At 66.6% G+C, this 25,692-nt stretch carries 23 protein-coding genes; 18 read left to right on the forward strand and 5 right to left on the reverse strand.

Annotated features, from left to right (window positions below):
* The first annotated feature begins 16 nt into the window (after nt 1–16).
* The 3 genes from tssM to BXA07_RS07715 are packed head-to-tail and all read left to right on the forward strand — an operon-like array spanning nt 17 to nt 5,598.
* Nucleotides 17–3,826, forward strand: a complete 3,810-nt coding sequence (gene tssM / locus BXA07_RS07705) for a type VI secretion system membrane subunit TssM (RefSeq protein ID WP_170909623.1) — start codon at nt 17–19, stop codon at nt 3,824–3,826.
* Nucleotides 3,823–4,803: a type VI secretion system-associated protein TagF gene (gene tagF / locus BXA07_RS07710; protein WP_076566994.1), complete on the forward strand. Its 981-nt coding sequence runs from the start codon at nt 3,823–3,825 to the stop codon at nt 4,801–4,803. The genes tssM and tagF overlap by 4 nt, the downstream gene beginning before the upstream one ends.
* A 9-nt stretch (nt 4,804–4,812) precedes the next feature.
* Nucleotides 4,813–5,598 (forward strand): OmpA family protein, encoded by a 786-nt coding sequence (locus BXA07_RS07715; protein ID WP_076566995.1) that lies wholly within the window; start codon nt 4,813–4,815, stop codon nt 5,596–5,598.
* Nucleotides 5,599–5,612: 14 nt separating this feature from the next.
* Here the strand turns inward: BXA07_RS07715 and icmH are convergent, their stop codons facing one another.
* The 3 genes from icmH to tssJ are packed head-to-tail and all read right to left on the reverse strand — an operon-like array spanning nt 5,613 to nt 8,408.
* Nucleotides 5,613–6,395: a type IVB secretion system protein IcmH/DotU gene (gene icmH / locus BXA07_RS07720; protein ID WP_076566997.1), complete on the reverse strand. Its 783-nt coding sequence runs from the start codon at nt 6,393–6,395 to the stop codon at nt 5,613–5,615.
* Nucleotides 6,392–7,774 carry a type VI secretion system baseplate subunit TssK gene (gene tssK / locus BXA07_RS07725; protein ID WP_076566998.1) on the reverse strand — a complete coding sequence of 461 codons (1,383 nt, stop codon included), beginning with the start codon at nt 7,772–7,774 and terminating at the stop codon, nt 6,392–6,394. The genes icmH and tssK overlap by 4 nt, the downstream gene beginning before the upstream one ends.
* Nucleotides 7,775–7,814: 40 nt before the next feature.
* Entirely contained in the window at nt 7,815–8,408 is a 594-nt protein-coding gene (gene tssJ, locus BXA07_RS07730) for a type VI secretion system lipoprotein TssJ (protein WP_076567000.1), read from the reverse strand.
* Nucleotides 8,409–8,687: 279 nt separating this feature from the next.
* On the opposite strand from tssJ, the gene BXA07_RS07735 reads away from it, so the two are divergent.
* The 12 genes from BXA07_RS07735 to BXA07_RS07790 all read left to right on the forward strand — a co-directional run bounded on the left by BXA07_RS07735 (nt 8,688) and on the right by BXA07_RS07790 (nt 21,459).
* Nucleotides 8,688–9,278 carry a tetratricopeptide repeat protein gene (locus BXA07_RS07735; RefSeq protein WP_076567002.1) on the forward strand — a complete coding sequence of 197 codons (591 nt, stop codon included), beginning with the start codon at nt 8,688–8,690 and terminating at the stop codon, nt 9,276–9,278.
* Nucleotides 9,279–9,315: 37 nt separating this feature from the next.
* Entirely contained in the window at nt 9,316–9,825 is a 510-nt protein-coding gene (gene tssB, locus BXA07_RS07740) for a type VI secretion system contractile sheath small subunit (RefSeq protein ID WP_076567004.1), read from the forward strand.
* A 1-nt stretch (nt 9,826) separates the two neighbouring features.
* Nucleotides 9,827–11,314: a type VI secretion system contractile sheath large subunit gene (gene tssC, locus BXA07_RS07745; RefSeq protein ID WP_076567005.1), complete on the forward strand. Its 1,488-nt coding sequence runs from the start codon at nt 9,827–9,829 to the stop codon at nt 11,312–11,314.
* A 31-nt stretch (nt 11,315–11,345) separates the two neighbouring features.
* On the forward strand, nt 11,346–11,837 hold the full coding sequence (locus BXA07_RS07750) for an Hcp family type VI secretion system effector (RefSeq protein ID WP_076567007.1): 492 nt from the start codon (nt 11,346–11,348) through the stop codon (nt 11,835–11,837).
* A 66-nt stretch (nt 11,838–11,903) separates the two neighbouring features.
* A complete protein-coding gene (tssE, locus tag BXA07_RS07755) occupies nt 11,904–12,380 on the forward strand; it encodes a type VI secretion system baseplate subunit TssE (protein WP_076567008.1) in 477 nt (158 codons plus the stop codon).
* Nucleotides 12,377–15,019: a type VI secretion system ATPase TssH gene (gene tssH / locus BXA07_RS07760; RefSeq protein WP_076567010.1), complete on the forward strand. Its 2,643-nt coding sequence runs from the start codon at nt 12,377–12,379 to the stop codon at nt 15,017–15,019. The genes tssE and tssH overlap by 4 nt, the downstream gene beginning before the upstream one ends.
* 20 nt (nt 15,020–15,039) lie before the next feature.
* A complete protein-coding gene (gene tssA / locus BXA07_RS07765; RefSeq protein WP_076567011.1) occupies nt 15,040–16,068 on the forward strand; it encodes a type VI secretion system protein TssA in 1,029 nt (342 codons plus the stop codon).
* A 42-nt stretch (nt 16,069–16,110) separates the two neighbouring features.
* Nucleotides 16,111–16,908, forward strand: a complete 798-nt coding sequence (locus BXA07_RS07770; RefSeq protein WP_244556215.1) for a substrate-binding periplasmic protein — start codon at nt 16,111–16,113, stop codon at nt 16,906–16,908.
* Nucleotides 16,909–16,929: 21 nt separating this feature from the next.
* Nucleotides 16,930–17,442, forward strand: coding sequence for a lipocalin family protein (locus BXA07_RS07775; protein ID WP_076567013.1), 513 nt, complete (start codon nt 16,930–16,932; stop codon nt 17,440–17,442).
* A 257-nt stretch (nt 17,443–17,699) separates the two neighbouring features.
* Nucleotides 17,700–19,439: a methyl-accepting chemotaxis protein gene (locus BXA07_RS07780; RefSeq protein WP_076567014.1), complete on the forward strand. Its 1,740-nt coding sequence runs from the start codon at nt 17,700–17,702 to the stop codon at nt 19,437–19,439.
* A 71-nt stretch (nt 19,440–19,510) separates the two neighbouring features.
* Complete coding sequence (locus tag BXA07_RS07785) at nt 19,511–20,194, forward strand: tRNA-uridine aminocarboxypropyltransferase (RefSeq protein ID WP_076567016.1); 684 nt, start codon at nt 19,511–19,513, stop codon at nt 20,192–20,194.
* 128 nt (nt 20,195–20,322) lie between these two features.
* Complete coding sequence (locus BXA07_RS07790; protein WP_076567174.1) at nt 20,323–21,459, forward strand: PA0069 family radical SAM protein; 1,137 nt, start codon at nt 20,323–20,325, stop codon at nt 21,457–21,459.
* A 187-nt stretch (nt 21,460–21,646) separates the two neighbouring features.
* On the opposite strand, the gene BXA07_RS07795 is transcribed toward BXA07_RS07790, so the two are convergent.
* Together BXA07_RS07795 and BXA07_RS07800 are read right to left on the reverse strand one after the other, a co-directional pair.
* Nucleotides 21,647–22,231, reverse strand: coding sequence for a gamma-glutamylcyclotransferase (locus BXA07_RS07795; protein ID WP_139335481.1), 585 nt, complete (start codon nt 22,229–22,231; stop codon nt 21,647–21,649).
* 62 nt (nt 22,232–22,293) lie between these two features.
* Nucleotides 22,294–23,238 carry a LysR family transcriptional regulator gene (locus tag BXA07_RS07800; RefSeq protein WP_076567020.1) on the reverse strand — a complete coding sequence of 315 codons (945 nt, stop codon included), beginning with the start codon at nt 23,236–23,238 and terminating at the stop codon, nt 22,294–22,296.
* A 118-nt stretch (nt 23,239–23,356) separates the two neighbouring features.
* Between BXA07_RS07800 and BXA07_RS07805 the strand changes: the two genes are divergently transcribed.
* Genes BXA07_RS07805 through maiA form a run of 3 tightly spaced genes read left to right on the forward strand, consistent with a single transcriptional unit; the run spans nt 23,357 to nt 25,626 of the window.
* Entirely contained in the window at nt 23,357–23,890 is a 534-nt protein-coding gene (locus tag BXA07_RS07805; RefSeq protein ID WP_076567022.1) for a VOC family protein, read from the forward strand.
* A 48-nt stretch (nt 23,891–23,938) separates the two neighbouring features.
* On the forward strand, nt 23,939–24,961 hold the full coding sequence (locus BXA07_RS07810; protein WP_076567023.1) for a fumarylacetoacetate hydrolase family protein: 1,023 nt from the start codon (nt 23,939–23,941) through the stop codon (nt 24,959–24,961).
* 14 nt (nt 24,962–24,975) lie between these two features.
* A complete protein-coding gene (gene maiA / locus BXA07_RS07815; protein ID WP_076567025.1) occupies nt 24,976–25,626 on the forward strand; it encodes a maleylacetoacetate isomerase in 651 nt (216 codons plus the stop codon).
* Nucleotides 25,627–25,692: the final 66 nt, after the last annotated feature.

Below are 25,692 nucleotides of genomic sequence, written 5' to 3' on the forward strand. Positions count from 1 at the left end.
TCACTCTGGGCTCATCATGCTGCGACGAATCTGGCATTTCCTGACCGACAGCCGCAATCTGACCATCCTCGGCTTCGCGGCGCTGGCCGTTTTCCTCTACCTGGGCGCCGAGGCGCTCGAAGTGGCCCTCGTGTGGGCGCTGGCCTTGCTGCTGCTGGCTTTTGTCACCTGGCTGGGCCTGTGGCTGTGGCGCCGCCGCCGCGCGCGGCGCGATGCGCAGGCGCTGGGGCAAGCCATCCTCAACGAGGCGGAAATCGCCGCCGCACAGGCGGCCTCGGCCTCGCCGGCCAACAACGCGCAGCAGGGTGAACTCGACGCCGTGCGCACGGGCCTGCTGGCCGCCATCGAAACCATCAAGACGTCCAAGCTGGGCCTCAAATCGGGCGCCGCCGCCCTGTACGAATTGCCGTGGTACATGATCATCGGCAACCCGGCCGCCGGCAAGAGCAGCGCCATCCTGCATTCGGGCCTGCAATTTCCTTTCGCCGACGGCAAGATCGTGCAAGGCGTGGGCGGCACGCGCAACTGCGACTGGTTTTTCACCACGGACGGCATCGTGCTCGACACGGCAGGGCGCTACTCCGTCGTCGACGAGCACCGCGGCGAGTGGTTCGGCTTTCTCGACCTGCTGAAGAAATACCGGCGCAAGGCGCCCGTCAACGGCATCCTCATCGCCGTCAGCATCGCCGAATTGAAAGGCGACCCCGACGTGGGCATGCAGCTGGCGCGCAGCCTGCGCAAGCGCGTGCAGGACGTCATCGAGCGCCTGGAAGTGTTCGCGCCCCTGTACATCGTGTTTACCAAGGCTGACCTGATCTCCGGCTTCGCGGAGTTTTTTGCCGACGCCGAGCGCAGCGAGCGCGAGCGCGTCTGGGGCGCCACCATGCCGTACCGGCGCAAACTGCCCACGGCCGACCTGCTCAATTTCTTCGACGAGAGCTTCGATGAATTGCACGATGGCTTGACGGAACTGAGCCTGGCCAACATGGCGCACCGGCAGCGCAAGACGCTGGCGCCGGGCGTCTTTACCTTCCCGCTGGAATTTGCCGCCATCAAGCCGGCCCTGCGCGCCTTCATCGCCACCCTGTTCGAGGAAAATCCGTTCCAGTTCCAGCCCGTGTTTCGCGGCTTTTATTTCACCAGCGCGCTGCAGGAGGGCGAGCCCGTCAGCGCTTCCTCGCAGCAGGTGGCGCGCCGCTTCGACCTGGCCTTTACGCCCGTCCCGGCCGTGGCGCCGCCGGGGGCGCGCCAGCATGGCTATTTCCTGCTGGAGCTGTTCCGCAAGGTGATCTTTGCCGACCAGCACCTGGTCGCCAACTACGCGAGCCGCGCCAAGGTGCGCTTCAAGTATGCCGTCTTCTTCACGGCCACCATGGCCCTGGGCGCCTGCCTGGGCGGCTGGAGCTGGTCTTACCTGGGCAACCGGCAGCTGGTGGCCAATGTCGAGGCCGATCTAAATAAAGTGGTGCGGCTGCAGGAGCAGCGGCTGGACTTGCAGTCGCGCCTGGAAGCGCTGGACATCCTGCAGGACCGCATCGAGCAGCTGGAAGCGTACCGTACGCAACGACCGTGGTCCTTGCGCATGGGCCTGTATCAGGGCGAGTTGCTGGAGCGCAAGCTGCGCGAGGAATACTTCGCCGGCGCGCGCCACGTGATGCTTGAACCGGTGACGGGCGCGCTGGAAGCCTTGCTGTTCGAGATGAACGCCAGCGCCGAGCAGCTGCAGCCGGCGGCGCGCACGCCGCAGACGCCCGTCGCCGCGCGCGGCCTGCAGTACCAGGCGGCCAGCGCGACGAATGTGGAAGACGCCTACAACGCGCTGAAGACCTATCTGATGCTGGCCGACAAGACGCATGCGGAAAGCAGCCACCTGAACGACCAGCTGACCCGATTCTGGCGCGGCTGGCTGGAAGCCAACCGCGGCGCCATGCCGCGCGAGCAGATGATACGCAGCGCCGAACGGCTGCTGACGTTCTACCTGGCCCAGGTGAATGACCCGTCGTGGCCGCGCATCGAACAGAAGCTGGCGCTGGTCGACCAGGCGCGCGAAAACCTGCGCCGCGTGGTGCGCGGCATGCCGGCGCGCGAGCGCGTGTATGCCGACATCAAGGCGCGCGCCTCGACGCGCTTTGCCGGCATGACGGTGGCGCGCATCGTGGGCGAACAGGACCAGGCGCTGCTGGCGGGCAGCTACGCCGTCTCCGGCGCCTTTACCCGCCAGGCCTGGGAAAAATTCGTCGAAGGCGCGTTCCGCGACGCCGCCAACCGCGAGCTGCAAAGCGCCGACTGGGTGCTGAAAAGCGCTTCCACCGACGACCTGACCCTGGAAGGCAGCCCGGAGCAGATCGAGAAAAACCTGGTGGCCATGTACAAGGCCGACTACGCGCGCGAGTGGCAGAAATTCGTGCAGGGCGTGGCCGTCGCCGACCTGAAGGGATTTGACGGCGCCGTGCAGGCGATGAACCGCCTGGGCGACCCGCAGTCTTCGCCGATCGCCAAACTGCTGACGACGATTTACGAGGAAACCTCGTGGGACAACCCGGCGCTGCAGAACGCGCAATTGCGCAAGGCCGAGCGGGGCATCATCGCCTGGTTCAAGGAAACGGTGCTGCGCCGCGCGCCGTCGCAGCTGACGGCCAGTCCCGGCCTCAATGCGCAGCTCGACCCGGCCCGCCTGGACAAGCCCATGGGACCCGTGGGACGCGAATTTGCCGGCGTGGGCAAGCTGGTGGCGGCCAGGGACAACAATGCCTCGCTGATGCGCGCCTACCTGGAAGCGCTGTCGAAACTGCGCAGCCGTTTGAACCTGCTGAAGAACCAGGGCGACGCGGGACCGGGCGCGCGCCAGTTCATGCAGCAGACGCTGGAGGGCAGCGGCTCCGAGCTGGCCGACGCCCTGAAACTGGTCGACGAGCAGATGCTCACGGGGATGAGCGACGCGCAGAAGCAGGCGATACGTCCCATCCTCGTGCGGCCCCTGATGCAGACCTTCGCCGTCATCGTCGCGCCGGCCGAGCTGGACCTGAACAAGACGTGGACGGCGCAGGTGTATGAACCGTTCCAGAAGTCGCTGGCCAACAAATATCCGTTTGCGCCAAGCGCGCGCATCGAGGCCAGCAACCTGGAGATCGGCCAGTTCTTCGGCCCGGAAGGGCTGGTGGCGAAATTCGTCACCACCTCGATGGGACCGCTGGTGGTGCGGCGCGGCGACGTGCTGGCGCCGCGCACCTGGGCCGACATGGGCATCAGCCTGTCGCCGCAGGTGGTGGCGCGCTTTCCCGGCTGGATCGCGCCGCTGGGCGCGGGCGGCGTGGCGGCCGCCTCCGGCGCGGCGCAAACCGTGTTCCAGATCCAGCCGTCGCCCGCGCCGGGCACGCTGGAATACACGGTGGAGATCGACGGCCAGCAGCTGCGCTACCGCAACACGCCGGCGCAGTGGACGAACATGGTCCATCCGGGGCCGCAGGGCGCGTCGGGCATGCAGGGGGCGCGCATCACGGCCGTCACCTTCGACGGGCGCACGGTGGAACTGTTCAACGAGCCGGGCCAGTTCGGCCTGAAGCGCATGATCGACGCGGCGGCCAAGAAGCGCAAGGACGGCGGCGTGTTCGAGCTGCGCTGGACGCGCGGCGACGTGGCCGTGGCGCTGGACCTGAAGATCACCAGCAGCCCCGAGACGACAGGGGCGGGCGCGGGAGGAACAGCGGCGGTGCAGGAGCAGGGCTTTCGCGGCATGCAGCTGCCCGAGACCATCGTCGGCACGCCGGGCGCGTCTGCCCCGGCCGCGCCGTCCCTCGCCGCTGCCGTGTCCGGGGTGGCGCCATGAAGCGCGCGGCGCAGCAGGTGCGCCTCGGCTACTTCGGCAAGATTCCCGCGCGCGGCGACTTCATCAAGGCCTGCGACAGCCACGCGCTGGTGCAGCTGCTCGACGCCTGGCTGGCGCAGGTCATGAACGCGCTGACGGCGGAACCGCGCTGGAAGCTCAATTACGACGCCTTGCCGCCCCTGCGTTTTGCCTTCGTCGGCACGCGCAGCCGGCGCGCCATCGCCGGGCGCCTCGAAGCGAGCAGCGACCAGTCGCACAGGCGCTTCCCCTTCCTGGCCATGGGCGCGCTGGAAGTCGAGGATGCCGGCGCCTTCGTCGCCTGCAGCCCGCTGGTGCTGGCACCCCTGTGGCAGCGCGTGGAGCAGCTGTCGCAGGGCATCGTGGCCAGCGCGGAACCGGGGCCGGCGCTGCTGGCGCTGGCCGGCAACGTGCTGGAAATCGACACGGCCGCCGCTTGCCATGCGGCGCAACTTGCCGCCTTCCTGCAGGCGCAGACGGTGCGCAGCCTGCAAGCCATGCTGGCCTCGCCCGCGTTTCCCGTGACGCTGCGCGAACTGCTGCTGGGGCTTGGCCTGCTGCTGCGGCCCGTGCGCCAGAGCGGGCGGCAGCGCCTGGAAAAGAGCCTGGTGCTGCCGCTGCCGCAGGATGCGCAGGCGCGCCCGCTGGCGGCCAGCTTCTGGCTGCACCTGGTCACGCCGTTCCTGCACCACGCCGATGTCGAGCTGGCGCTGTTCTTTGCCCATCTGGACGAGGCGCCGGTGCTGGTGATCGGCTTTTGCGGCGCCGACCCGCATGGCTTGCGCGCCCTGATCGACCCGCAGGCGGCCGGCGAAAGGCTGGTCGTCCTCGACCAGCTGGACTGGGTCGACGGGCAGCTGGGCCAGGACCCGGCCTTGCGCCGCCTGTCCGCCTGCCTGCAGCAGGAGCAGCTGTCGCTGCGCTCGGCCTGCGCCATGTTCACGGATACCTTTGCCTGAAGGATTGCGATGAAACCAACGGTTCTCTTCCTGCTGCTGCTCGCCGCCACGCCCGGCCATGCCCAGGTGCAGGCGCAGGCGCCCGCCACGCCCATGCCGGGCCAGATCCTCGTCACGGGCACCCTGGCCGACGAAGCGGCAAAGGCGGCCGTGCTGGCCCGCTTGCGCGAGCTGTATGGCGCCGAGCGCGTGGTCGACCAGATCGCCATCGGCAAGGTAGCCGTGCCGGCCAACTGGAACGCCTACGTGCAAAAACTCATCGCGCCGAACCTGAAGCTCATTTCGCGGGGGCAGATCAGCATCGCCGGCAACAACGTCAGCGTGCGCGGCGAGGTGGCCAACGAGGCGCAGCGCCAGCAGATCGCCAGCGACATCGCCACCAGCCTCAATCCCACCTACGTCGTCAACAACGGCTTGCGCGTCAAGGCGGCCGAGGCCGAGCAGGGACTGCTCGACGCCGCGCTGGACAAACGCATCATCGAATTCGACAGCGGCAAGGCGAGCATCACGGCGGCGGGCCTGGCCATTCTCGACGAGATGGCCGCTGCCATGCAAAAGCTCAAGGGACGCAAGGTGGAAGTGATAGGCCACACGGACAACACGGGCCTGCGCGCCAGCAACGTGGCCCTGAGCGAGGCGCGCGCCGACGCCGTGCGCGCCTACCTGGCCACGCAGGGCATCAAGCCGGACATGGTGCTGGCCTCGGGCCAGGGCCCGGACCGCCCCGTGGCCAGCAACGCCACGGCCGACGGGCGGGCGAGGAACCGGCGCATCGAGTTCAGAATCGCGCAATGATCAACGTGCGTTGATCAGGGCAGGGTGATGGTCAGGCTCGCCGGACTCGGCGCCAGCCTGACCAGGTCCGCATACGCGGCCAGGGTCGTTTGCGTGCCATGCGCGAGCTGCGTCTTCAGGGCCAGGTAGGCGCAGACGGCCAGTAGGGCGAAGACGCTGGTCAGCGCCCACAGCGGCACGTCGCTGCGGCGCTTGTTGACCACCTGGTCGGGGCGCCCGGCGCGCGGCGCGAAGCCCCGGCTCCTGCCCTTGATGTGGGCGATCTCGTCGCCCAGGCGCGCCGTCAGGTAGCTGAGTTTTTCGCCGCCGTCGATCGCATACTTGCCCTGGAAGCCCAGCAGCAGGCACATATGGAAGACCTGCAGCGCCTGCACGCGCATGGCGCCCTTGCCGCGCAAGGCGTCGAGGCGGTCGAAAAAGTGTTCGCCGGCCAGCTGGTCGCCGAAGATCAGCAGCTGCAGCGGGCGCCGTTCCCACTGCTTGCGCAGGGCGAACGGCGAAGCGAGGATGATTTCATCGACGGCCGCGCAGAACGCATACTTGGCCGCCTCGATGTCGTCGCCGTCGGCGCGGATCTTTTTCGCTTCGCGTTCGAAGTCGCCGAGGAAGGCCGTGATGTGCTCCATGAAACTCTGCTCGTCGGCGGGCGCCGAGCCGTGCTTCAGCATGAACAGCATGTAAAAACCTTCGTGCATCAGGTCGAGCAGGGCGCCGTCGGCCTGGCGCGTGCCGGTTGGGGCGTGGCCGCGCGGCCCCTGCTGTGATGGCGCCGCGCGCCGTTCGATGAGCTGGCTCATGCCGTCACCGCGATCAGTTCGAGCTGCAGGTCGCGTATGCCGGCCGGCACGTAGACGGCAATCGATTGCGCCTTGAGCATCTGCTCATACAGCGCGCCGCGGTTGTCGATCGCAAAATAATAGGTGTCGGGCCGCACGGGGATGGCGGCGGGCACCTGCGGCGCATGCGACAGTTTTACGCCCGGCATGGCCGACAGCACGCATTTTTCCACGTCGTCGGGCGCGCCCACCTTGACGCGCACGGGCACCACGTCCACCAGTTCGAGGGCGGGCATGGCGGCGCGGATGGCCAGGTACAGGGTGGTGTGCCGGTCGATCTTGCCCGAGTCGAGCTTGCCCAGGTGGTAGGACGGCTTGTCTTCCAGCAGGGCGATGGAAAAATACTTCGACGAGATGACCGTGTCGAGCAGTTCGCGGATGATGGCGTCGATGGCGTCGAAGCAGGCGCCCGGCTGCGCGTGGTCGTAGACGGGCAGGCTGGCCAGCGTGTAGTGCCTGGAGTAGCTGAGCAGGCCGCCCGCGAGGCCCAGCAGCGCTTCGTACAGGCGTTCGGGATGCAGGGCCGGATGGCGCGCGTAGTGCATCAGCGCGGCGGCGGCCGTGCTCACCGTGTGCAGCAGCCAGAACGAGGATACGTCGCCGGAGCGGAATTCGATCACGTTGCGGCTCGGTTCGCGGTGGTGGCCGTGCAGCGCGCCCACCTTGGCCTGCAGCGCGTCGAGCAGGCGCTCCAGCAGGTCTTGCAGGCGCGGCGCGCCGGCGATCGCCAGGCTGGGCGCCATGAACGACGGCACCGGTTCAAAGCCGCCCGACACCGTGCGCCGCAGCGAGATCAGCGGCAGGCAGTCGTAGGAGCCGCGCGTCTCGCTGTCGGGAACCAGGCGCAGGGCTTTGCGCAAGTAGGCCACGTCGGCCACGGCAGACTCCGTAAACAGGTCGGGCGTGGCGCGCATGGCGTGCACGAAGCGGGTGTTCGGCGGTGCGCCGCCTGACGCGTTTTCCGGCTTGCCGGGGGCCGTGTAGTTCATGCCTTCGCCGTTGAGCACCGGCAGGGCCGCGTAATAGGTCACTTGCTGCAGGGCCGGCGGCAGTGCCTCCAGGTCGACGGGCGGGGGCAGGGCGTCGCTGCCCGGCGTGCCGTCGCCGGGAGCGTCGTAGACTTCGCCGTCGCGGAAGATGGCCGACAGCGCCTGCAGGCGCAAGGTGCCCGTCTTCAGCGCGGCGAGGTCCCATTCCATGTGCGCCACGCCCCACAGATATGGATGCAGCGCGCTGGCCGTGCGGTGCAGCCGCATTTCGTGATACTGATCCTGGCGCTGGAAATGCTGCGGCCGCAGGAACAGGCCTTCGCCCCACAAGATTTTCGCTGCCATGCCCATGTCGCTTCTCCTTTTCGGTATGCGGTAGTGGTCGATTGCCTTACTGGCAGCGCAGCGCCGACAGTGACGCCATGGCGCCGTCCGCGCCGCCCACGCTCAGGGCGCAGGCATGCATGCCGACGGTGATGCCGCTGCGCTCCACGTCGGCGGCGGCAAAGGTGGCGCGCCAGCGCTGCGCGGCCGGCGCGCGGAACAGCGCCACGACGCCGATGAAAGACGCTTCCTTGCTGACTTTTTCCTGCACTTCGTAGCGCTGGCCCGGCACCAGCAGCACTTCCTTCACTTCCATCAGGTCGGCGCCCAGTGCGGCCTGTTCCCGGCGCGCGTCGAGGAAGCTGTCGTAGGGCGCCTGCTCGAACGCGGCCCTCTGGCGCAGCTTGTAGATGCGCGCCACCAGCGCCAGCGGCCTGCCTTCGGCATCCGTGTTGAGCCGCTGCGCGGCATGCAGGCGGATGCTGACATTGCGCGGCGGCTTTTGCGCGTCCGGCAGTTCGGGCGGCGGCTTGGCCACGCCGGCCATCTGCAGCGCCGCGTTGGCGAGGGTGCCGATGGCGCCGCCCGCGCAGCCGGCCAGCGGCAACAGCAGCAGTAGCGCGGTGGCGCGGGCCAGGCGGCACGGGGCATCAGATGGCATGGGCGATCCTTGCAAAAATGGCGGCTGGAAATAAAAGTGTTGCAGCCATTTAAACGCATGCGCTGGCGGCCTGCTTGCGTTGGCGCAAAGTCCGTCCGTGATCGACGCAATTGCTGCGCCAGATCAGGATGAATGCGGTTGCATCGCGATGTTGCGCGGAACTTCTTCTTTGCTGATTAATCTCAATTTGGTAAAAATTCTGGCGGTCAATAATGGCCCTCACCAAGGCGCCGCCCATCGTTCCCAGCGGCAGCGTCCACCACGTGGAGGAATGCCCAGATGAAGCCTGCCATCACCTTGTCCCGTTTTACCTGTCTCGCCGGCGCCTTGCTGCTGGCCGCCTGCGCCACGACGGAAGCGCCGGCGCCGAGGAAGCCCGCTGCGCCGACCCTGGCGCAGGTCATGAGCGAGGCCGATGCGGCCGCGCGGGCTGGCCAGTACGAACGCGCCATGACCTTGCTCAAGGGGGGCGGCACCAGCTACCCGGCCGACAAGGCGCCGTGGCTGCAGATGGCGCAGATGAAGTTCGACCGCGGCCAGTACGGCGACGCCATCGGCGATGCGCTCGAAGCGCTGGAACGCGACCCCGACGACAAGGTCGCCAACAGCATCGTCGCCGTCAGCGGCCTGCGCCTGTCCGGCAAGGCGCTGGCCGACCTGTCGCGGCAAAACAATCTGAATGGTTCGCTGCGCTCGGAAGCGCAGGAGCTGGCCAAGCTGCTGCGCGCGAGCATCGGCGAAGACGTGCTGGTGCCGCCGGCCAAGCGCCCGCCGGCGGCCGGCAAGCGCGCCGCCGGTTCCGGCACGCCGGCGGCGAAGGGCGCGGCGGCGCAAGCCGGCGCGGCCGACCCGTTCAGCGGCTTGAAATAAGCCGCCATCCCCATTCCCCCTTTGCAAAGGAAGCGACATGGCCAAGTCCGACAGCGTGCAGAAACGCCTGAAGCAGGTACGCGCGCCGCGCGTGCAGATGACCTACGACGTCGAAATCGGCGACGCGATTGAAAACAAGGAGCTGCCCTTCGTGGTGGGCGTGCTGGGCGACTTTGGCGGCAATCCGGACAGCGACAAGAAGCGCCTGAAGGACCGCAAGTTCGTCGCCGTCGACAGCGCCAATTTCGACGAGGTGCTGGCCGGCGTGGAGCCGGTGGCCCGCTTCGCCGTGCCGAACCGTATCGGCGAGGAGGGCGGCAGCTTCGCCGTCGACCTGCATTTCCGCTCGATGGACGACTTCCGTCCGGAATCGGTGGTGCGCCAGGTCGAACCGCTGCGCAAGCTGCTCGAGGCGCGCACCAAGCTGGCCGACCTGCGCAACAAGCTGGCCGGCAATGACAAGCTGGAAGACCTTCTGACGGAAGTGCTGAACAACACCGACAGCCTGGCCACCCTGAAACCGCAGTTCCCGGCGCAGGAGGATTGAGATGAATGCCCAGGCAGAAGCCCTTGCAGTAGCCGCCCCCGGTGCACCGGCGGCCGATTTGCTGGACCAGATCGTCGAACGGAGCCGGGTGGCCAAGTCCGGCGCCGAGCACGCGCGCGCGCGCGACCTGATCTCGGAACTGGTGGCGCAGGTGCTCGACGGCACGGTGCTCATGTCCAGCAGCCTGTCGGCCACCCTGGACGCGCGCGTGGCGGAAATCGACCGCCTGATCTCCGCCCAGCTCAGCGAGATCATGCACACGGCGCCGTTCCAGCAGCTCGAGCAAAGCTGGACGGGGCTGCGCTACCTGGTCGGCAATTCCGATACGGGCACGCGCCTGCAGATCCGCATGTTCAACGCCACCAAGCGCGAGCTGGTGAAGGACTTCCAGGCCGCGCTGGAATTCGACCAGAGCAGCATGTTCAAGAAGGTCTATGAAGAGGAATTCGGCACCTTCGGCGGCGCGCCGTTCGCCGCGCTGCTGGGCGACTTCGCCATCTCGCGCCAGCCGGAAGACATGTATTTCGTCGAGCAGATGTCGCACATTGCCGCCGCCGCGCACGCGCCGTTCATCGCCTCGGCCGCACCGGAACTGTTTGGCCTGGAAAGCTACGGCGACCTGGGCAAGCCGCGTGACCTGGCCAAGGTCTTCGACACCATCGAGTATGCGAAATGGAAAGCCTTCCGCGAATCCGAGGATGCGCGCTACGTGGGGCTGACCTTGCCCCGCTTCCTGGGGCGGCTGCCCTTCAATCCCGCCGATGGCACCAGCGTCGAGGGTTTCAATTTTGTCGAGGAAGTCGACGGCAGCGACCATCACAAATACCTGTGGTGCAACGCCGCGTATGCGTTCGGCAGCAAGCTCACGCAGGCCTTTGCCGACTACGGCTGGTGCGCCGCCATCCGCGGCGTGGAAGGAGGCGGTCTGGTGGACGACCTGCCGACCCACACCTTCAAGACGGACGAGGGCGACGTGGCCCTGAAATGCCCGGCCGAAGTGGCGATCACGGACCGTCGCGAAAAGGAATTGTCGGACCTGGGCTTCATCTCGCTGGTGCACTGCAAGAACACGGCGTATGCGGCCTTCTTCGGCGCGCAGTCGGCGCAGAAGAGCCGCAAGTACAACAGCGACGCGGCCAACGCCAACGCGGTGCTGTCGTCGCAGCTGCAGTACATCTTTGCCGTCTCGCGCATCGCCCACTACATGAAGGCCATGATGCGCGACAAGATCGGCAGCTTTGCCGCCGCCTCCAACGTCGAAGATTTTCTGAACCGCTGGCTGATGCAGTACGTGCTGCTCGACGATAACGCCAGCCAGGAACAGAAGGCGCAGTTCCCCCTGCGCGAGGCGTCCGTGCAGGTGCATGAAGTGCCGGGCCGGCCCGGCGTATACCGCGCCGTGTCCTTCCTGCGGCCGCACTTCCAGCTCGACGAGCTGTCCGTTTCGCTCCGACTGGTCGCGGAGTTGCCGAAGTCGACCAATTCATGATCCACCCTTTTTTCAACCAGAGGAGCACACCATGGCAATCGATGTATATCTGCAGATAGACGGCATCAAGGGCGAGTCCACCGATGACAAGCACAAGGACTGGATCGAGTGCAAATCGGTCAGCTGGAGCGTCGAACAGCCGAAGTCCGCCACCGCCTCGACGGGCGGCGGGCACACGGCCGAACGCTGCGAGCACAAGGACATCGTCATCTCCAAGCTGGCCGACCTGGCCTCGCCGGTGCTGCTGCAGACCTGCTCGGCCGGCAAGACCGTTCCCAAGGCGCGCTTCGAGTTCATGCGCGCCGACGGCCAGGGCGAGCGCGTCAAGTACTTTGAAATCGAAATCGAAAATGTGCTGATCGGCGCCGTCACGCCGAACGTGGAAGAGGGCGACATCCTCGGCGAACACGTCGGCTTCAAGTTCTCGAAAGTGAAATGGAAATACACGCAGCAAAAAGTGACGGGCGGCGCCGGCGGCAACACCTCGGGCGGCTGGGACCTGGCCGCCAACCGCGTGGCTTGATCCATCGCGCGCGGCGCCTGGCGATGACCTTCGCCTGCGCGCCGCGCCGACTTTCCAGGAGAGCGTATGGACAGTTATGTACCCGGCCTGTTCGACCGCCTGATGGGCGATGGCGGCGCGGAGGGCGGTGGCGTGGCGGCGCGCCTGTCGCTGGAACAGCTGAAGGACGCGGTGGCGCGCGACCTGGAAGAACTGCTCAACACGCGCGTGGCCCTGCCGCCCGGCGCGCTGGACGCCTATCCGGAATGCGCCGCGTCCATCGTCAACTATGGCCTGATCGATTTTGCCGGCATGTGCTTGTCCAGCAGCGATGACCGCGCCCGCATCTGCGCCGCCCTGAAGGCCGCCATCGAACGCCACGAACCGCGCCTGCGCAATGTGCGCGCGCGCCTGGAGCGCGAGGCGGGCGCCATCAACCGCGTCGGTTTCGTCATCAGCGGCACCCTGGCCGTGCAGTCCGGCGGCGAGACGGTCAATTTCGACGCCGTGCTGCAGCCGTCGTCGCTGCGCTATTCGATCAACCGCAAGGGAGCCGCCGCATGAGCAATAACCTGAAAACCCTGATCGCCAAACTCAATGACACGGCGCGCACGGCCGCCAGCCGCGCCGCGACTATCTGCGTGGGGCTGGGACAGTACGAAGTCGACATCGAACACCTGTTCCTGGCCCTGCTGGAACAGGAGCGCAGCGATTTCGTCACCATCGCGCGGCGCAGCGAAATCAGCCTGACGGCGCTGGAGGCCGACCTGCGGCGCGAGATCGGCGGCTTCCGCACAGGCAGCGCGCGCACGCCCGTGTTTTCGCCGCACCTGCCGCTGCTGTTCGAACACGCCTGGCTGATCGCTTCGCTGGACACGGCGCAGCCGGGACCCATCCGCAGCCGCCATCTGTTGCTGGCGCTGCTGACGGAGCCGGAACTGTCGCAGCTGGCCTACCGCGGCTCGAAGCTGTTCGCCCGCTTCAGCGTCGAGCAGTTGAAGCATCATCCGGATAAACTCACGGCCGGCTCCGGCGAGGAGGAAAGCGCGGCAGCGCCGCAGCTTGCCGACACGCCAGCCGATCCGGTGGCAACACTGGCGACGAAGACGCCGGCGCTGGACCAGTTCACCACCGACCTGACGCAGCTGGCGCGCGATGGCAGGCTCGATCCCGTGATCGGCCGCGAAGCGGAAATCCGCCAGGCCGTCGACATCCTGCTGCGCCGCCGGCAGAATAATCCGATACTCACGGGCGAGGCGGGCGTGGGCAAGACGGCCGTGGTGGAAGGCCTGGCCTTGCGCATCGCCAGCGGCGACGTGCCGGCAGTCCTGCAGGGCGCGCACATCCACGCGCTCGACATGGGCTTGCTGCAGGCCGGCGCCAGCGTGAAGGGCGAATTCGAAAGCCGGCTGAAGAACGTCATCGACGAAGTGGCGAAAAGCCCGCATGCCGTCATCCTCTTCATCGACGAGGCGCACACCATGATAGGAGCGGGCGGCCAGGCGGGGCAGAACGACGCGGCCAACCTGCTCAAACCGGCGCTGGCGCGCGGCGCCCTGCGCACCATCGCCGCCACCACCTGGAGCGAGTACAAAAAATATTTTGAAAAGGATGCGGCGCTGGCGCGGCGCTTCCAGGTGGTCAAGGTGGAAGAACCCAGCGAAGACATCGCCTGCGCCATGCTGCGCGCCATGGCGCCGCTGATGGAGCGCCATTTCGGCATCCGCGTGCGCGACGCCGCCATCGTCGAGGCGGTGCGCCTGTCGCACCGCTACATCAGCGGGCGCCAGCTGCCCGACAAGGCCGTCAGCGTGCTCGATACGGCGTGCGCCAAGGTGGCGCTGGGGCAGAGCGCCACGCCGGCGCAGCTGGAAAACGCGCACCGGCGGCAGGAACGCCTCGGCGCGGAAATTGCCGCATTGGAGCGCGAGGCGGGCGATGGCGAGGCGTCCGGCAAGGCTGGCGCCGCGCGCCTGGCGCAGTTGCGGCGCGAGCATGACGAAGGACAGGCGGCAATAGCGGCGCTGGCGCAGCGCTGGGAGCGCGAAAGAGCGCTGGTGGCGCGGATCGGCGAGCTGCGCGCGCAGCTGCGCGGCGAGCGCCCGGGCGAGAGCGGCGCGGCGACACTGCTGGCGCTGAAGGACGAACTGGCGGCGCTGCAGGGAGAAGCGCCCTTGGCGCCGCTGGAAGTCGATGCGCAGGTGGTGGCCGGCATCGTCGCCGGCTGGACCGGCATCCCGCTGGGGAAAATGCTCAAGGACGAGATCCGCACGGTGCTGGCCCTGGACGGCGCGCTGCGCGAGCGGGTGCTGGGACAGGACCACGTCATCGAGGCCGTGGCGCAGCGCGTGCGCACGGCGCGCGCGGGCCTCGACGACCCGAACAAGCCGCAAGCCGTGTTCCTGTTCACGGGGCCGTCCGGCACGGGCAAGACGGAAACGGCGCTGGCGCTGGCCGATCTGCTGTATGGCGGCGAGCGCAAGCTCATTGCCATCAACATGAGCGAGTACCAGGAAGCGCACAGCGTGGCCGGCCTGAAAGGCTCGCCGCCCGGCTATGTCGGCTACGGCGAGGGCGGCGTGCTGACGGAAGCCGTGCGGCGCCAGCCCTACAGCGTGGTGCTGCTCGACGAGGCGGAAAAAGCCCATCCCGACGTGCTCGAATTGTTCTTCCAGGTCTTCGACAAGGGCGTGCTCGACGACGCGGAAGGGCGCGAAGTCGATTTTCGCAACACCATCATCATCGCCACCTCGAACCTGGGTTCGGGCGCCATGATGGCCGCCTGCCTGAACCGGCCGGCGCAGGACTTGCCTGCGCCGGCCGCGCTGGAAGAACTGGTGCGCCCGCAGCTGGCGGCGCATTTCAAGCCGGCCCTGCTGGGGCGCCTGAAGGTGCTGCCCTTCTATCCGCTGAACGACGCGGTGCTGGCCGAGATCATCGAATTGAAACTGGCGCGCATCGGCGCGCGCATCGCGCGCAACCACCAGGCGCAGTTCAGCCACGACGCCGCGCTGGTCGAGGCGGTGCTGGCGCGCTGCACCGAGGTCGATTCGGGCGCGCGCAACGTCGACCAGATCCTCAACGGCAGCGTGCTGCCGGCGATCGCCGAAGCGGTGCTGGCGCGCATGGCCGAGGGCGAGCCGGTGACGTCGATCCGCGTAGGCGCGGGCAAGCAGGGACAGTTCAAGTACACGATCCGATAATCCACCTTCCGGAGAGCGCCATGTTCAATCTGGAGCAGTTGCTGCATCCCGTCAGCGCCGTCAGCCCCTGCGGCGCCGACATCACTTTCAGCCAGGAGCTCGACGCCGTTGCGCGCGCGCGCCAGCACGACGACCCCAGCCTGGACCAGGGCGAATGGGTGACGGCGCTGAAGGAAGCCGACTGGCCCTTCGTGGCGACGCGCTGCGAACAGCTGATCGCCACGCACAGCAAGGACCTGCGCGTGGCCGTGTGGCTGGCCGAGGCGCACGCCAGGACGCGGCATTTCCGCGGCCTGGGCGACGGCTATGCGCTGCTGGCCGGCCTGTGCGAGCGCTATTGGGATGGCCTGTACCCGCCGGCCGAAGAGGGCGACCACGAACAGCGCATCGGCAACCTGTACTGGCTGCTGTCGCGTACCCCGCAGCTGGTGCGCGAAATACCGCTGACGGAAGGCAGCGGCGGCCAGTTTGCCCTGCAGGATTTTGACGCGGCGCGCCAGCGCGCGGCCGCCTGCCAGGCGCAGGGCGCGGCGGAACAGGGCTGGGGCGAAGCGCGCCAGGACGCGGCGCCGACCCTGGCGCAGATGGAGGCGGCGCGGCAGAAGAATCCGCGCGAGTTTGCCGATGGCTTGCTGGCCGACGCGCAGTACTGCATGCAGTCGCTGCTGGCGCTCGAACGCAGCGTCGACGCGCGCCTCGGTACGGATGGTCCCAGCTTTCGCGCCGCCCGCGACGCGCTGGAGGGCGCCATCCATTTCATCGCGCCGCTGGCGCCCGGCGCCGATCTTGCCGCCGCCCCGCCCGCCGCCGGCCAGGGCGGCGGCAGCGGCGGCGCCATCGTGCAGCGCCAGCAGGCGCTGGCCCAGCTGCGCCAGGTGGCCGATTTTTTCCGCCGCACGGAACCTCACAGCCCCGTCGCCTACCTGGCCGACAAGGCCGCCACCTGGGGCGAATTGCCGCTGCACCTGTGGCTGCGCGCCGTCGTCAAGGACCAGGGCACCCTGGCGCAGCTCGACGAGATGCTGGGCATGGACAGCGCGAACGGATGATCGTCCTTGCCGCTTCCATGCTACTCTGCCAGCATGTTCAAGATGGCCTGTTTATCCGCCGCGTTCTGCCTGTCCGCCGCCGCCAGCGCCGCGGCGCCGGCTGGCGCGCCGCAGCCGGTGGTGCTGTATGGCGACGACGACTATCCGCCGTACTCGTACGTCGAGCATGGACAGCTGAAAGGCATCTACACGGAGATCGTGCGGACAGCCGTGCAGGCCATGCCGCAGTACCAGGTGGAGCTGCGTCCCGTGCCGTGGAAGCGGGGCTTGCTGATGCTGCAGACGGGCCAGGCGTTTGGCCTGTATCCGCCGTATTCCTGGCGCAGCGAACGGCCGTACGTGCGCTATTCCGTGCCCCTGCTGATGGAGCAGCTGGTGGTGTTCTGCAACGCCGAGGTGATGGCGAAACGCGCGCTGCAGCAGTGGCCCGCCGACTACGGCGGCCTGCACATCGGCGTGAACGCGGGCTTCTTGCTGGGTGACGCCGGGCAGATGGCGGCCCTGCGCGCCGGGAAGGTCGTGCTCGACCCGGCCAAGGGCACGCGCACGAATCTGCTCAAGCTGATGCGCGGGCGCATCGATTGCTATGTCAGCGACCGCCTGTCGGCGCAGTGGGAGCTGCAGCGCATCCGGCGCGACGGCCAGGCGGGCGCGCCGATGCCGGCCATCCACGAAACCGCGCAGCTCGACAGCCAGCAGGGCCACCTGGGTTTTACGGCGCGCCAGCCGGATGCCTACCCGTACCGCGATGACTTTATCGAACAATTCAACGCCGCCATCGCACGCATGCAAAGTTCCGGCGAGATCCGCCGCATCGTCGACCAGGCATTGCTGCCCTGACTTTACCATTTGGAGAAAACCATGAAAAAACTGTTGTTCCTGTGTGTGCTCGTGCTGGCCGGCTGTGTCGGCCGGCCCGATAATATTGTGCCCGTCAGCAACTTCGATACGACGCGCTATCTTGGCAAGTGGTATGAAATCGCGCGCCTTGACCACTCGTTCGAAAGGGGCCTGAGCCATGTGACGGCCGATTACAGCGTGCGCCAGGACGGCGGACTGAAAGTGCTCAACCGGGGCTACAAGGATGCGGACGCTGCCTGGAAGGAAGCGGAAGGCAAGGCATATTTTGTCGACAAGAAAGACGTGGGCTATCTGAAAGTGTCGTTTTTCGGCCCTTTCTATGGCTCCTACATCGTTTTTGATCTGGACCAGCAAAACTACAGCTATTCCATGATCAGCGGCCCCGATAAATCGTACTTGTGGTTGCTGTCGCGCACGCCGACCATGGACCCCGCGCTGCAGCAGCGCCTGGTCGAGAAGGCCCGTGGGCTGGGTTTCGATACGTCAAAATTGATTTATGTGAAGCAAAACTGAGTCTTGTTGCATGCCGCCCGTTCGAGGCGGCATCACTCCTTCTGGTTGTTGCTTTTCTGCATGTTATTTCTTGCAATGCCACCCTGATTCACTCACAATCAGCACCAAAGTAGTGCGTGCGTGGCGCCCATGCGCCGGGCACAGCTGCGTCACAGGCCCACTCGCGTTTGTCTGGTGGCAAATGCTTGCTATAGTGAGTTGTAGCGGCGGCAAACTGGCGGCATGCGTGCATAGTTCTTTCAAATAGGAATCTCGCAATGAAAAACCTCAAGATCGGCGTGCGTCTCGGTGGCGGTTTTGCCGCGGTATTGCTCTTGCTGACTTCCCTGACCGTGGTGGGCATCGTGCAGATGCAAAGCGCCAGCCTGGAAACTGATCAGCTCGTCAACGTGAAGGTGCGCAATGAGCGCCTGATCGGCGAATGGACCAAGGTCATCGAGGTCAATGCGGCCCGCACGGCGGCCGCCTGGAAGGTCAGCGACCCGGAACACCAGAAACAATTCGAGAAAGAGATGGCGGTCTCGTCCGCGCGCGCCACGGAAATCCAGAACGATATCGGCAAGAGCGAACTGAGCGCGGAAGAGCAGGCGCTGTACCAGGAAGTGTTGAGCACGCGCAAGGCTTACACGGACGTGCGCAAGGACGTGTTCAAGGCCAAGAATGCGGGCGACCTGGAACTGGGCAAGCGCCTGTATGAGGGCGACATGGCCGTCAAGCGCGACATTTACCTGGCGGCGCTGAAAAAGCTGGCCGTGCGGGAAGCCAGGTTGCTCGATGAAACGGCCGCGCAAATCCGTGCGCGCTATGAAAACGGCCGCTTGCTGCTGATTTCGCTGGGCATGGCCGCCATGCTGCTGGGCATAGCCTGCGCCTACTGGATCACGCGCTCGATCACGCGCCCCATCACGCGGGCCGTGCAGGTGGCCGAAGCCGTCTCGGCCGGCGACCTGACCAGCCATATCGTCGTGGAGAGCCGCGACGAGACGGGGCAGCTGATGCATGCGCTGAAAAACATGAACGACAAGCTGGTGAGCATCGTCGGCCAGGTGCGTTCCGGCACCGAATCCATCAGCACGGCGTCGAGTGAAATTGCGGCCGGCAACCTGGACCTGTCGTCGCGCACGGAAGAGCAGGCCAGTTCGCTGGAAGAAACGGCGTCCTCCATGGAAGAGCTGACGTCCACCGTGAAACTGAACGCGGACAACGCGCGCAGCGCCAACCAGCTGGCTATCGACGCCTCGCAGATCGCCAGCAAGGGCGGCGCGGTGGTGTCGGAAGTGGTCAGCACCATGGGCTCGATCAATGATTCCTCGCGCAAGATCGTCGACATCATCAGCGTCATCGACGCCATCGCCTTCCAGACGAATATCCTGGCCCTGAATGCCGCCGTCGAGGCGGCGCGTGCGGGCGAGCAGGGCCGTGGCTTTGCCGTGGTGGCGTCCGAAGTACGCAACCTGGCGCAGCGTTCCAGCGCGGCGGCCAAGGAAATCAAGGGCTTGATCGACGATTCCGTGCAAAAAGTCGAGGCCGGGTCGCAACTGGTGGACAAGGCCGGCCGTACGATGGATGAAATCGTGGAAAGCATCGGCCATGTGACGCAGATCATGAACCAGATCACGGATGCCAGCGATCAGCAGCGCAGCGGCATCGAACAGGTCAACCAGGCCATCGGCCAGATGGACCAGGTGACGCAGCAAAATGCGGCCCTGGTGGAGCAGGCCGCCGCGGCGGCCGAATCCATGCAGGAGCAGGCAGCCAGGCTGGCCGGCGTGGTGGGCGTGTTCAAGCTCGACGCTACGCAGCAGTATGTTGCCAGCAGTGCCAGCCCCGTTGTGGCCCCGTCCGTGCCGGCGCCAGTCAAACCTGCCATCCGGCGAGCAGCGGCTTCAGCCGTGGCCGCGCCCGCGACGGGCAAGGCGGCGCCAGCGGAAGCCGTGCGCACCCGTACGCCGAAGGCGCCAGTGGCGTCCAGCGCCGACGAATGGGAAGAATTTTAAGCGCGGTTCCCCCCTGGGATGGCGTGGGCGCTACAATCGCGGCTTGCAGATAGCCGCGAACACGCTCCGCCATGACCACCCGCCGTCCTTCCAGCCTTGCCTTTAGTCCCCCCTCTGCATCGTCCTCCCTGGCTGAGCCGGCCAAACGCGTGCGCTGCCCGGCCTGCCTGCGCGCCGCAGCCAGCTGCATTTGCCGCTGGATCGCTCCCGTTGACCACGCCGTGCAAGTGCTGATCCTGCAGCATCCGCTGGAAGTGCACAATGCCAAGGGCAGCGCCCGCTTGCTGCACCTGAGCCTGCCCAACAGCCGCCTGCTGACAGGCGAACAATTTGCCCCCGCCGCGCTTGCCGAGTTGCTGGCCGGCAAGCACAACGTATTGCTGTATCCCGACACGCCCGGCGACCGCTCGCTGGGCATCGCGCCGCCGCCCGCGCTCGACCCGGCCACCTTGCAGGACCCGGCACAATTGCAGCTGGTGGTGCTCGACGGCACCTGGCGCAAGAGCCGCAAGATGCTCTACGTAAATCCCCTGCTGCAGCAGCTGCCGCGCTTGCCGTTGCGCGACATGCCAGCCTCGCACTACCTGATCCGCAAGGCACATGCGCCCGACCAGTTATCGACCCTGGAAGCGACGTGCTACGCCCTGATGCAGTTGGAGCAGGATGCATTGCGTTGCGTTCCCCTGATCACTGCCTTTGACGGCTTTGTCGCACAGCAGTTGAGTTATGTCATGCCGCACGGCGAAAAAGCTTGAAATAGCACCACGGCAGCCCTTGATCTTGCCTTGGGAGCGGCATAGTATACTGTATGTATATACAGTTGATGGGGCCGTTCATGAAAGCAATCATTCCAGAGCACGATGACAGCTTTGCCGGGCAGGCGATGCTGCCGCCGCAGTCCTTGAAAGCCCGCAAGGGGCGCGGGGCCGTGTCCAACCTGCAAGGCCGCCACGAGCTGCTGGCGCGGGCCGGCTTCGACGATGGCTGGGGCGTGGACAGCCTGGAGGCGGCCGGCGAGGCGGCGCCGGCCTGGAAGACGCAGGTCAGCGACGAGCAGGCGCGCAGCATCCTCACGCGCAACGCTTCGCCTGATTTGCCCTTCAATGTGTCGCTCAATCCGTATCGCGGCTGCGAACATGGCTGCATCTATTGCTTTGCCCGTCCCACGCACAGTTATCTGGGCCTGTCGCCGGGCCTGGACTTCGAAAGCCGCATCTACGCCAAGGTGAACGCCCCGGAACTGTTGCGGCGCGAACTGGCCAGGCCGTCGTATGTGGCCGAGCCCATCGCACTCGGTGTCAACACGGACGCGTATCAGCCCTGCGAACGGGAACGGCAGCTGACGCGGCGCGTGCTGGAAGTGCTGCACGAGTGCGATCACCCCGTGGCGCTGATCACGAAATCGTCGCTGATCGAGCGCGATATCGACTTGCTGGCGCCGATGGCGGCAAAACGCCTGGCTGCCGTGGCCGTCACTGTCACCACGCTCGACCCGGCCATCGCGCGCACGCTGGAGCCGCGCGCGGCCGCACCGGCGCGGCGATTGCGCACCATCCGCACCCTGACGGAGGCGGGCATACCCGTGGGCGTGAGCATCGCGCCCATCATCCCGTTCGTGACGGAACCGGAAATCGAGCAGCTGCTCGAAGCCGTGCGCGACGCGGGCGCCATCCACGCCCATTACGTCGTGCTGCGCCTGCCGTGGGAAGTGAGCCCATTGTTCCAGCAATGGCTGGAAGCGCATTTCCCTGAACGGGCCCAGCGCGTGATGAACCGGGTGCGGGAAATGCGCGGCGGCAAGGATTACGACAGCGCGTTCGGCGCGCGCATGCGGGGCGAAGGCGTGTGGGCTGACCTCATCCGCCAGCGCTTTGAAAAGGCCGTCCACCGGCTGGGGCTGCACGGCAAGGGCGGGCGCTTCAAGCAGCTCGACAGCACGCAATTTCGCCGGCCGCTGGTGGTGCCGCCGCTGGGAAGCAGGGCAAAAGGGGGAAATGCGGGGCAGCTGGATTTGTTTTGAATTAAACCGTCGTCACGGCTGGTGCTGCAGGGTTGCGCTCATGGGCAGCAATGCGGGCGAGGCTGGCCTGCGGCTGGGGGGCCGTCGCTCGCCGGAAGGGGCGGCGCGCTGGCGTCCGGGAGTCCTGAGACTGGGGCAGGGTTCAGGCTGTATCAGGCTATCTCAGGCGTCGCAAGGCGCTGCGGCGCTATCGTGCGGGATTATCCTGTTCCTGCATCTGCGCCAGATGTTGCTCGATGGCAAAGACGTGCGGGTCGCTCTTGCCCAGTTCGCGCAGGGCGCTGGCCAGGTGCAGCAGGTATTCGCTGTTCGGCCCGCTGGGGCCGTTTGAGCGGGCGATCTGGCGCGCGATGTCCAGTTCCGATGCGGCGCCGAGGAAGGCGGCATTTTCTTCGTTGGCGATGTACACCAGGCCTTCGGTCTTGCTGCCGTCCTCGAAGGTGATCTCGGTGGCCAGGCGCAGGTAGCCGTTCTTTTCGCGGTGGTCGAGGTGGGCGAACACTTCGGGCGTGATCAGGTAGGCCATGCCGTCGCACACGGCGCCCGCCTGCGGCACGAGGGTGGCGACCCGGCCCGGCGCCATCGGCGTGCCCCGGTGGTCGTGCGATCCCTGCCAGAAGCGCCGCGTCCAGCCTGCGATGCTGGCGGGGCGGCGTTCGAGGTAGGGAAAATCGGCCTTGTAGATCAGCGAACCGTAGCCGAACAGCCAGACCTGCGCATGGCCGTCGAATGTGTTCATGCGCTGGTTGATGGCGATGGTGGCGGCGTCGATGGGCGACAGGGCGTGCTGGTCAGGCTGGGTCATGGTACAGGCGGAAAGCGGTGGATGCGCCATTATAAGGGCCTGACCGCCGGCAGGGGGTCGCGGACGGCTCCCACGTTCCACTCGTGCGTCTCGACATACTTGAACAAGAAGGCGATAAAGCTTTCGGCCGCCGGCGACAGCGAACGGCCTGTCTTCGTGTAGACGAAAAAGCGCCGCGTCAGTTCCGGCTCGTGCAGGGCGCGCATCTGCAGTTGATACAGTTTGACCATCGGTTCCGCGTACGGCAGGCACACCGTGATGCCCAGGTTGGCGCTGACCATGGCCAGCGCCGTCGTCATGAAGGTCACTTCGTTGTAGGGGTTGAGCGACAGCTCGCGAAACGCGCCGTGCATGTCGCGCAGCAGGCGTTCCGTGAACTGGCCCTGCAGCGAGATGAACGGGTAGTCGCCCACGTCGGCCCAGGTGACCCGCTCTTTCTGTTGCAGCGGATGCTGCTCCGGGAAGACCAGCACGAAGGGCATTTCGAACAGCACTTGCGCGGCGATTTCCGCCGTCGGGTCGCGCTCGGGGCCGATGCCGAAATCGACTTCGCCGCTGAAGACGCGCGCCGACACGTTTTCCACCGGACAGTCGACCAGGCGCAGCTGCACGTCCGGGTGCGCCTGGCGGTAGGCGGCGATCACTTCCGGCAGCAGGGTGCACGCCATCATCTGCGGCGCGGCGATGCGCACCATGCCGGTCTTGAGCGCCTTGCGCTGGGCGATGCCGGCCATGGCGCCGTCGAGGTCTTCGATCATCTTCTCGAACAGCGGATACAGTTCGCGGCCGATTTCCGACAGCTGCGTCTTGCGCGTGCTGCGCTCGACCACGCGCACGCCCAGCACGCTTTCCAGTTCCTTGATCAAGCCGCTCAAGGCCGATTGCGTCACGTGCAGGTATTCGGCCGCCAGGGTAAAGCTGCCGGTCTTGGCAAGCGCGACGAAGGCGCGCATCTGGCGCAGGCTGGGACTCATGAGGTAATCCGATAAATCAATGGTTAAATATTGTTTGTATGATAGCTGGAAGTCGATTCTAATGGTGAAAAGCTGAAAAACATCGCGCCCAGGGCGCCATCCATCGGAGACAGACCGCATGAAAATCAAGCAGATCCACCACGTCGCCTACCGCTGCATCGACGCGAAGCAGACCGTCGAGTGGTACGTCAAGCATTTGAACATGAATTTCGTCCTCGCCATCGCCGAAGACCTGGTGCCGTCGACCAAGGCGCCGGACCCGTACATGCACGTCTTCCTCGACGCGGGCCAGGGTAATGTGCTGGCCTTCTTTGAACTGCCGACGCAGCCGCCGATGGACCGCGACCGCAATACCCCGGCCTGGGTGCAGCACCTGGCGCTGGAAGTGGGCAGCATGGAGGAACTGCTGGCCGCCAAGGAGCGCCTGGTGGCGGCCGGCATCGACGTGCTGGGCCCCGTGAACCACGCCATCTTCCAGTCGATCTATTTCTTCGATCCGAACGGCCACCGCCTGGAGCTGGCGGCCAACGTGGGCACGCCCGAGATGATGGCCAAACTGGACGCCGTCAAATGGGAAATGCTGGAAGAATGGTCGCAGACGCGCCGCGCACCGAAGCACGCCGCCTGGATGCACGCGCCGGCCGACGCCTGAGCGCCGTGGACTGACGCCACCTGAATACTACGCCACACAAGGAAAACCATGAAACTCGCAACCCTGAAAAACGGCAGCCGCGACGGCGCCCTGATCCTCGTCAGCCGCGACCTGCGCCAGTACCAGCGCGTGGCCGCCATCGCCCCCACCCTGCAGGCGGCGCTCGACAACTGGGACGCCGTGGCGCCGAAGCTGGAGCAGGCCTACGCGGCCCTGAACGCGGGCCAGGCGCCCGACGCGCAGCCGTTTGACGCCAAACTGTGCCACTCGCCGCTGCCGCGCGCCTACCAGTGGGCCGACGGTTCGGCCTACATCAACCACGTGGAACTGGTGCGCAAGGCGCGCAACGCGGAAGTGCCGGCTTCGTTCTACACGGACCCGCTGATGTACCAGGGCGGCTCGGACAGCTTTATCGGCCCGCGCGACCCTATCTTCGCCCTGTCGGAAGAGTGGGGCATCGACCTGGAGGCGGAAGTGGCCGTCGTCACGGGCGACGTGGCCATGGGTGCCAGCGTGGCCGATGCAGCCAAGGCGATTCGCCTGGTGATGCTGGTCAACGACGTCTCGCTGCGCAACCTGATCCCGGGCGAACTGGCCAAGGGCTTCGGCTTCTTCCAGTCGAAGGCGGCCAGCGCATTTTCGCCCGTCGCCGTCACGCCCGATGAACTGGGGGCCGACTGGGCCGACAGCAAGCTGCACCTGCCGCTGCTGGTGGACCTGAACGGCCAGCCCTTCGGCAAACCCAATGCGGGCGAAGACATGACCTTCAATTTTGCGCAGCTCGTCGCCCATGCGGCGAAGACGCGCGAACTGGGCGCCGGCAGCATCGTCGGCTCGGGCACCGTGTCGAACAAGCAGGGCAACCTGTTCGGTTCCAGCATCGAGCATGGCGGCGTGGGCTACTGCTGCCTGGCCGAAGTGCGCATGTATGAAACCATCGAGCACGGCGCGCCGAAGACGGCCTACCTGAAGTTTGGCGACACGGTGCGCATCGAGATGCGCGACGCGGCCGGCGCCAGCATTTTCGGCAGCATCGAGCAGGCGGTCGCGCTGTATGCTGGCCGCGCCTGAGGGGAGGGCGCCCCATGAAGCTGTACACCTATTTCCGCAGTTCGGCCGCCTACCGCGTGCGCATCGCCCTCAATTTGAAGGGCATCGATTACGACAGCATCGCCGTGCACCTGCTGCAGGACGGCGGCCAGCAGCTGCTGCCGGCCTACCGCGCCGTCAACCCGTCGGCGCTGGTGCCGGCCCTCGATGACGACGGCGCCATCCTGACGCAGTCGCTGGCCATCCTCGAATACCTCGACGAGACGCACGCGGCCGCGCCCCTGCTGCCGGCCGACGCGCTGGGACGCGCCCGCGTGCGCGCGCTGGCGCTGGCGATCGCCTGCGACGCCCATCCGCTGACGAATCTGCGTGTCCTGAAGTACCTGAAAGGGACGCTGGGCCTGTCCGAGGAAACCAAGCAGGAATGGTACCGCCACTGGATGGCCGAAGGACTGGCGGCCGTCGAGGCGCTGCTGGCCCAGGGCGATCCTGCCGGCACGGCCCTGTTCTGCCATGGCGACAGCCCCACGATGGCCGACTGCTGCCTCGTGCCGCAGGTGTTCAATGCGCAGCGCTTCGCCATCGACCTGGCGCCTTACCCGCGCGTGGCGCGCATCCATGCGCATTGCGCCGGCTTGCCCGCGTTTGCCGCCGCCCATCCGTCGCGCCAGCCTGACGCCGAGTAAGGTTGCGCCGCATCAAACGCAAGCCGCCCCGGCCAGCATGCAGGCCGGGGCTTTTTTATGCGGAAT

It is taken from the genome of Janthinobacterium sp. TND4EL3 (assembly GCF_900156175.1).
Classification (GTDB): Bacteria; Pseudomonadota; Gammaproteobacteria; order Burkholderiales; family Burkholderiaceae_D; genus Janthinobacterium.

Coding starts and splice junctions, on each gene's coding strand:
- tssE (WP_076567008.1), top strand. CDS start 11,904: ATGGACAGTTATGTACCCGGCCTGTTCGACCGCCTGATGGGCGATGGC.
- maiA (WP_076567025.1), top strand. CDS start 24,976: ATGAAGCTGTACACCTATTTCCGCAGTTCGGCCGCCTACCGCGTGCGC.
- tssK (WP_076566998.1), bottom strand. CDS start 7,774: ATGGGCATGGCAGCGAAAATCTTGTGGGGCGAAGGCCTGTTCCTGCGG.
- BXA07_RS07805 (WP_076567022.1), top strand. CDS start 23,357: ATGAAAATCAAGCAGATCCACCACGTCGCCTACCGCTGCATCGACGCG.
- BXA07_RS07810 (WP_076567023.1), top strand. CDS start 23,939: ATGAAACTCGCAACCCTGAAAAACGGCAGCCGCGACGGCGCCCTGATC.
- tssJ (WP_076567000.1), bottom strand. CDS start 8,408: ATGCCATCTGATGCCCCGTGCCGCCTGGCCCGCGCCACCGCGCTACTG.
- tssH (WP_076567010.1), top strand. CDS start 12,377: ATGAGCAATAACCTGAAAACCCTGATCGCCAAACTCAATGACACGGCG.
- BXA07_RS07770 (WP_244556215.1), top strand. CDS start 16,111: ATGGCCTGTTTATCCGCCGCGTTCTGCCTGTCCGCCGCCGCCAGCGCC.
- BXA07_RS07750 (WP_076567007.1), top strand. CDS start 11,346: ATGGCAATCGATGTATATCTGCAGATAGACGGCATCAAGGGCGAGTCC.
- BXA07_RS07785 (WP_076567016.1), top strand. CDS start 19,511: ATGACCACCCGCCGTCCTTCCAGCCTTGCCTTTAGTCCCCCCTCTGCA.
- tssM (WP_170909623.1), top strand. CDS start 17: ATGCTGCGACGAATCTGGCATTTCCTGACCGACAGCCGCAATCTGACC.
- BXA07_RS07775 (WP_076567013.1), top strand. CDS start 16,930: ATGAAAAAACTGTTGTTCCTGTGTGTGCTCGTGCTGGCCGGCTGTGTC.
- BXA07_RS07715 (WP_076566995.1), top strand. CDS start 4,813: ATGAAACCAACGGTTCTCTTCCTGCTGCTGCTCGCCGCCACGCCCGGC.
- icmH (WP_076566997.1), bottom strand. CDS start 6,395: ATGAGCCAGCTCATCGAACGGCGCGCGGCGCCATCACAGCAGGGGCCG.
- tssB (WP_076567004.1), top strand. CDS start 9,316: ATGGCCAAGTCCGACAGCGTGCAGAAACGCCTGAAGCAGGTACGCGCG.
- BXA07_RS07790 (WP_076567174.1), top strand. CDS start 20,323: ATGCTGCCGCCGCAGTCCTTGAAAGCCCGCAAGGGGCGCGGGGCCGTG.
- BXA07_RS07800 (WP_076567020.1), bottom strand. CDS start 23,238: ATGAGTCCCAGCCTGCGCCAGATGCGCGCCTTCGTCGCGCTTGCCAAG.
- tagF (WP_076566994.1), top strand. CDS start 3,823: ATGAAGCGCGCGGCGCAGCAGGTGCGCCTCGGCTACTTCGGCAAGATT.
- tssC (WP_076567005.1), top strand. CDS start 9,827: ATGAATGCCCAGGCAGAAGCCCTTGCAGTAGCCGCCCCCGGTGCACCG.
- BXA07_RS07735 (WP_076567002.1), top strand. CDS start 8,688: ATGAAGCCTGCCATCACCTTGTCCCGTTTTACCTGTCTCGCCGGCGCC.
- BXA07_RS07780 (WP_076567014.1), top strand. CDS start 17,700: ATGAAAAACCTCAAGATCGGCGTGCGTCTCGGTGGCGGTTTTGCCGCG.
- tssA (WP_076567011.1), top strand. CDS start 15,040: ATGTTCAATCTGGAGCAGTTGCTGCATCCCGTCAGCGCCGTCAGCCCC.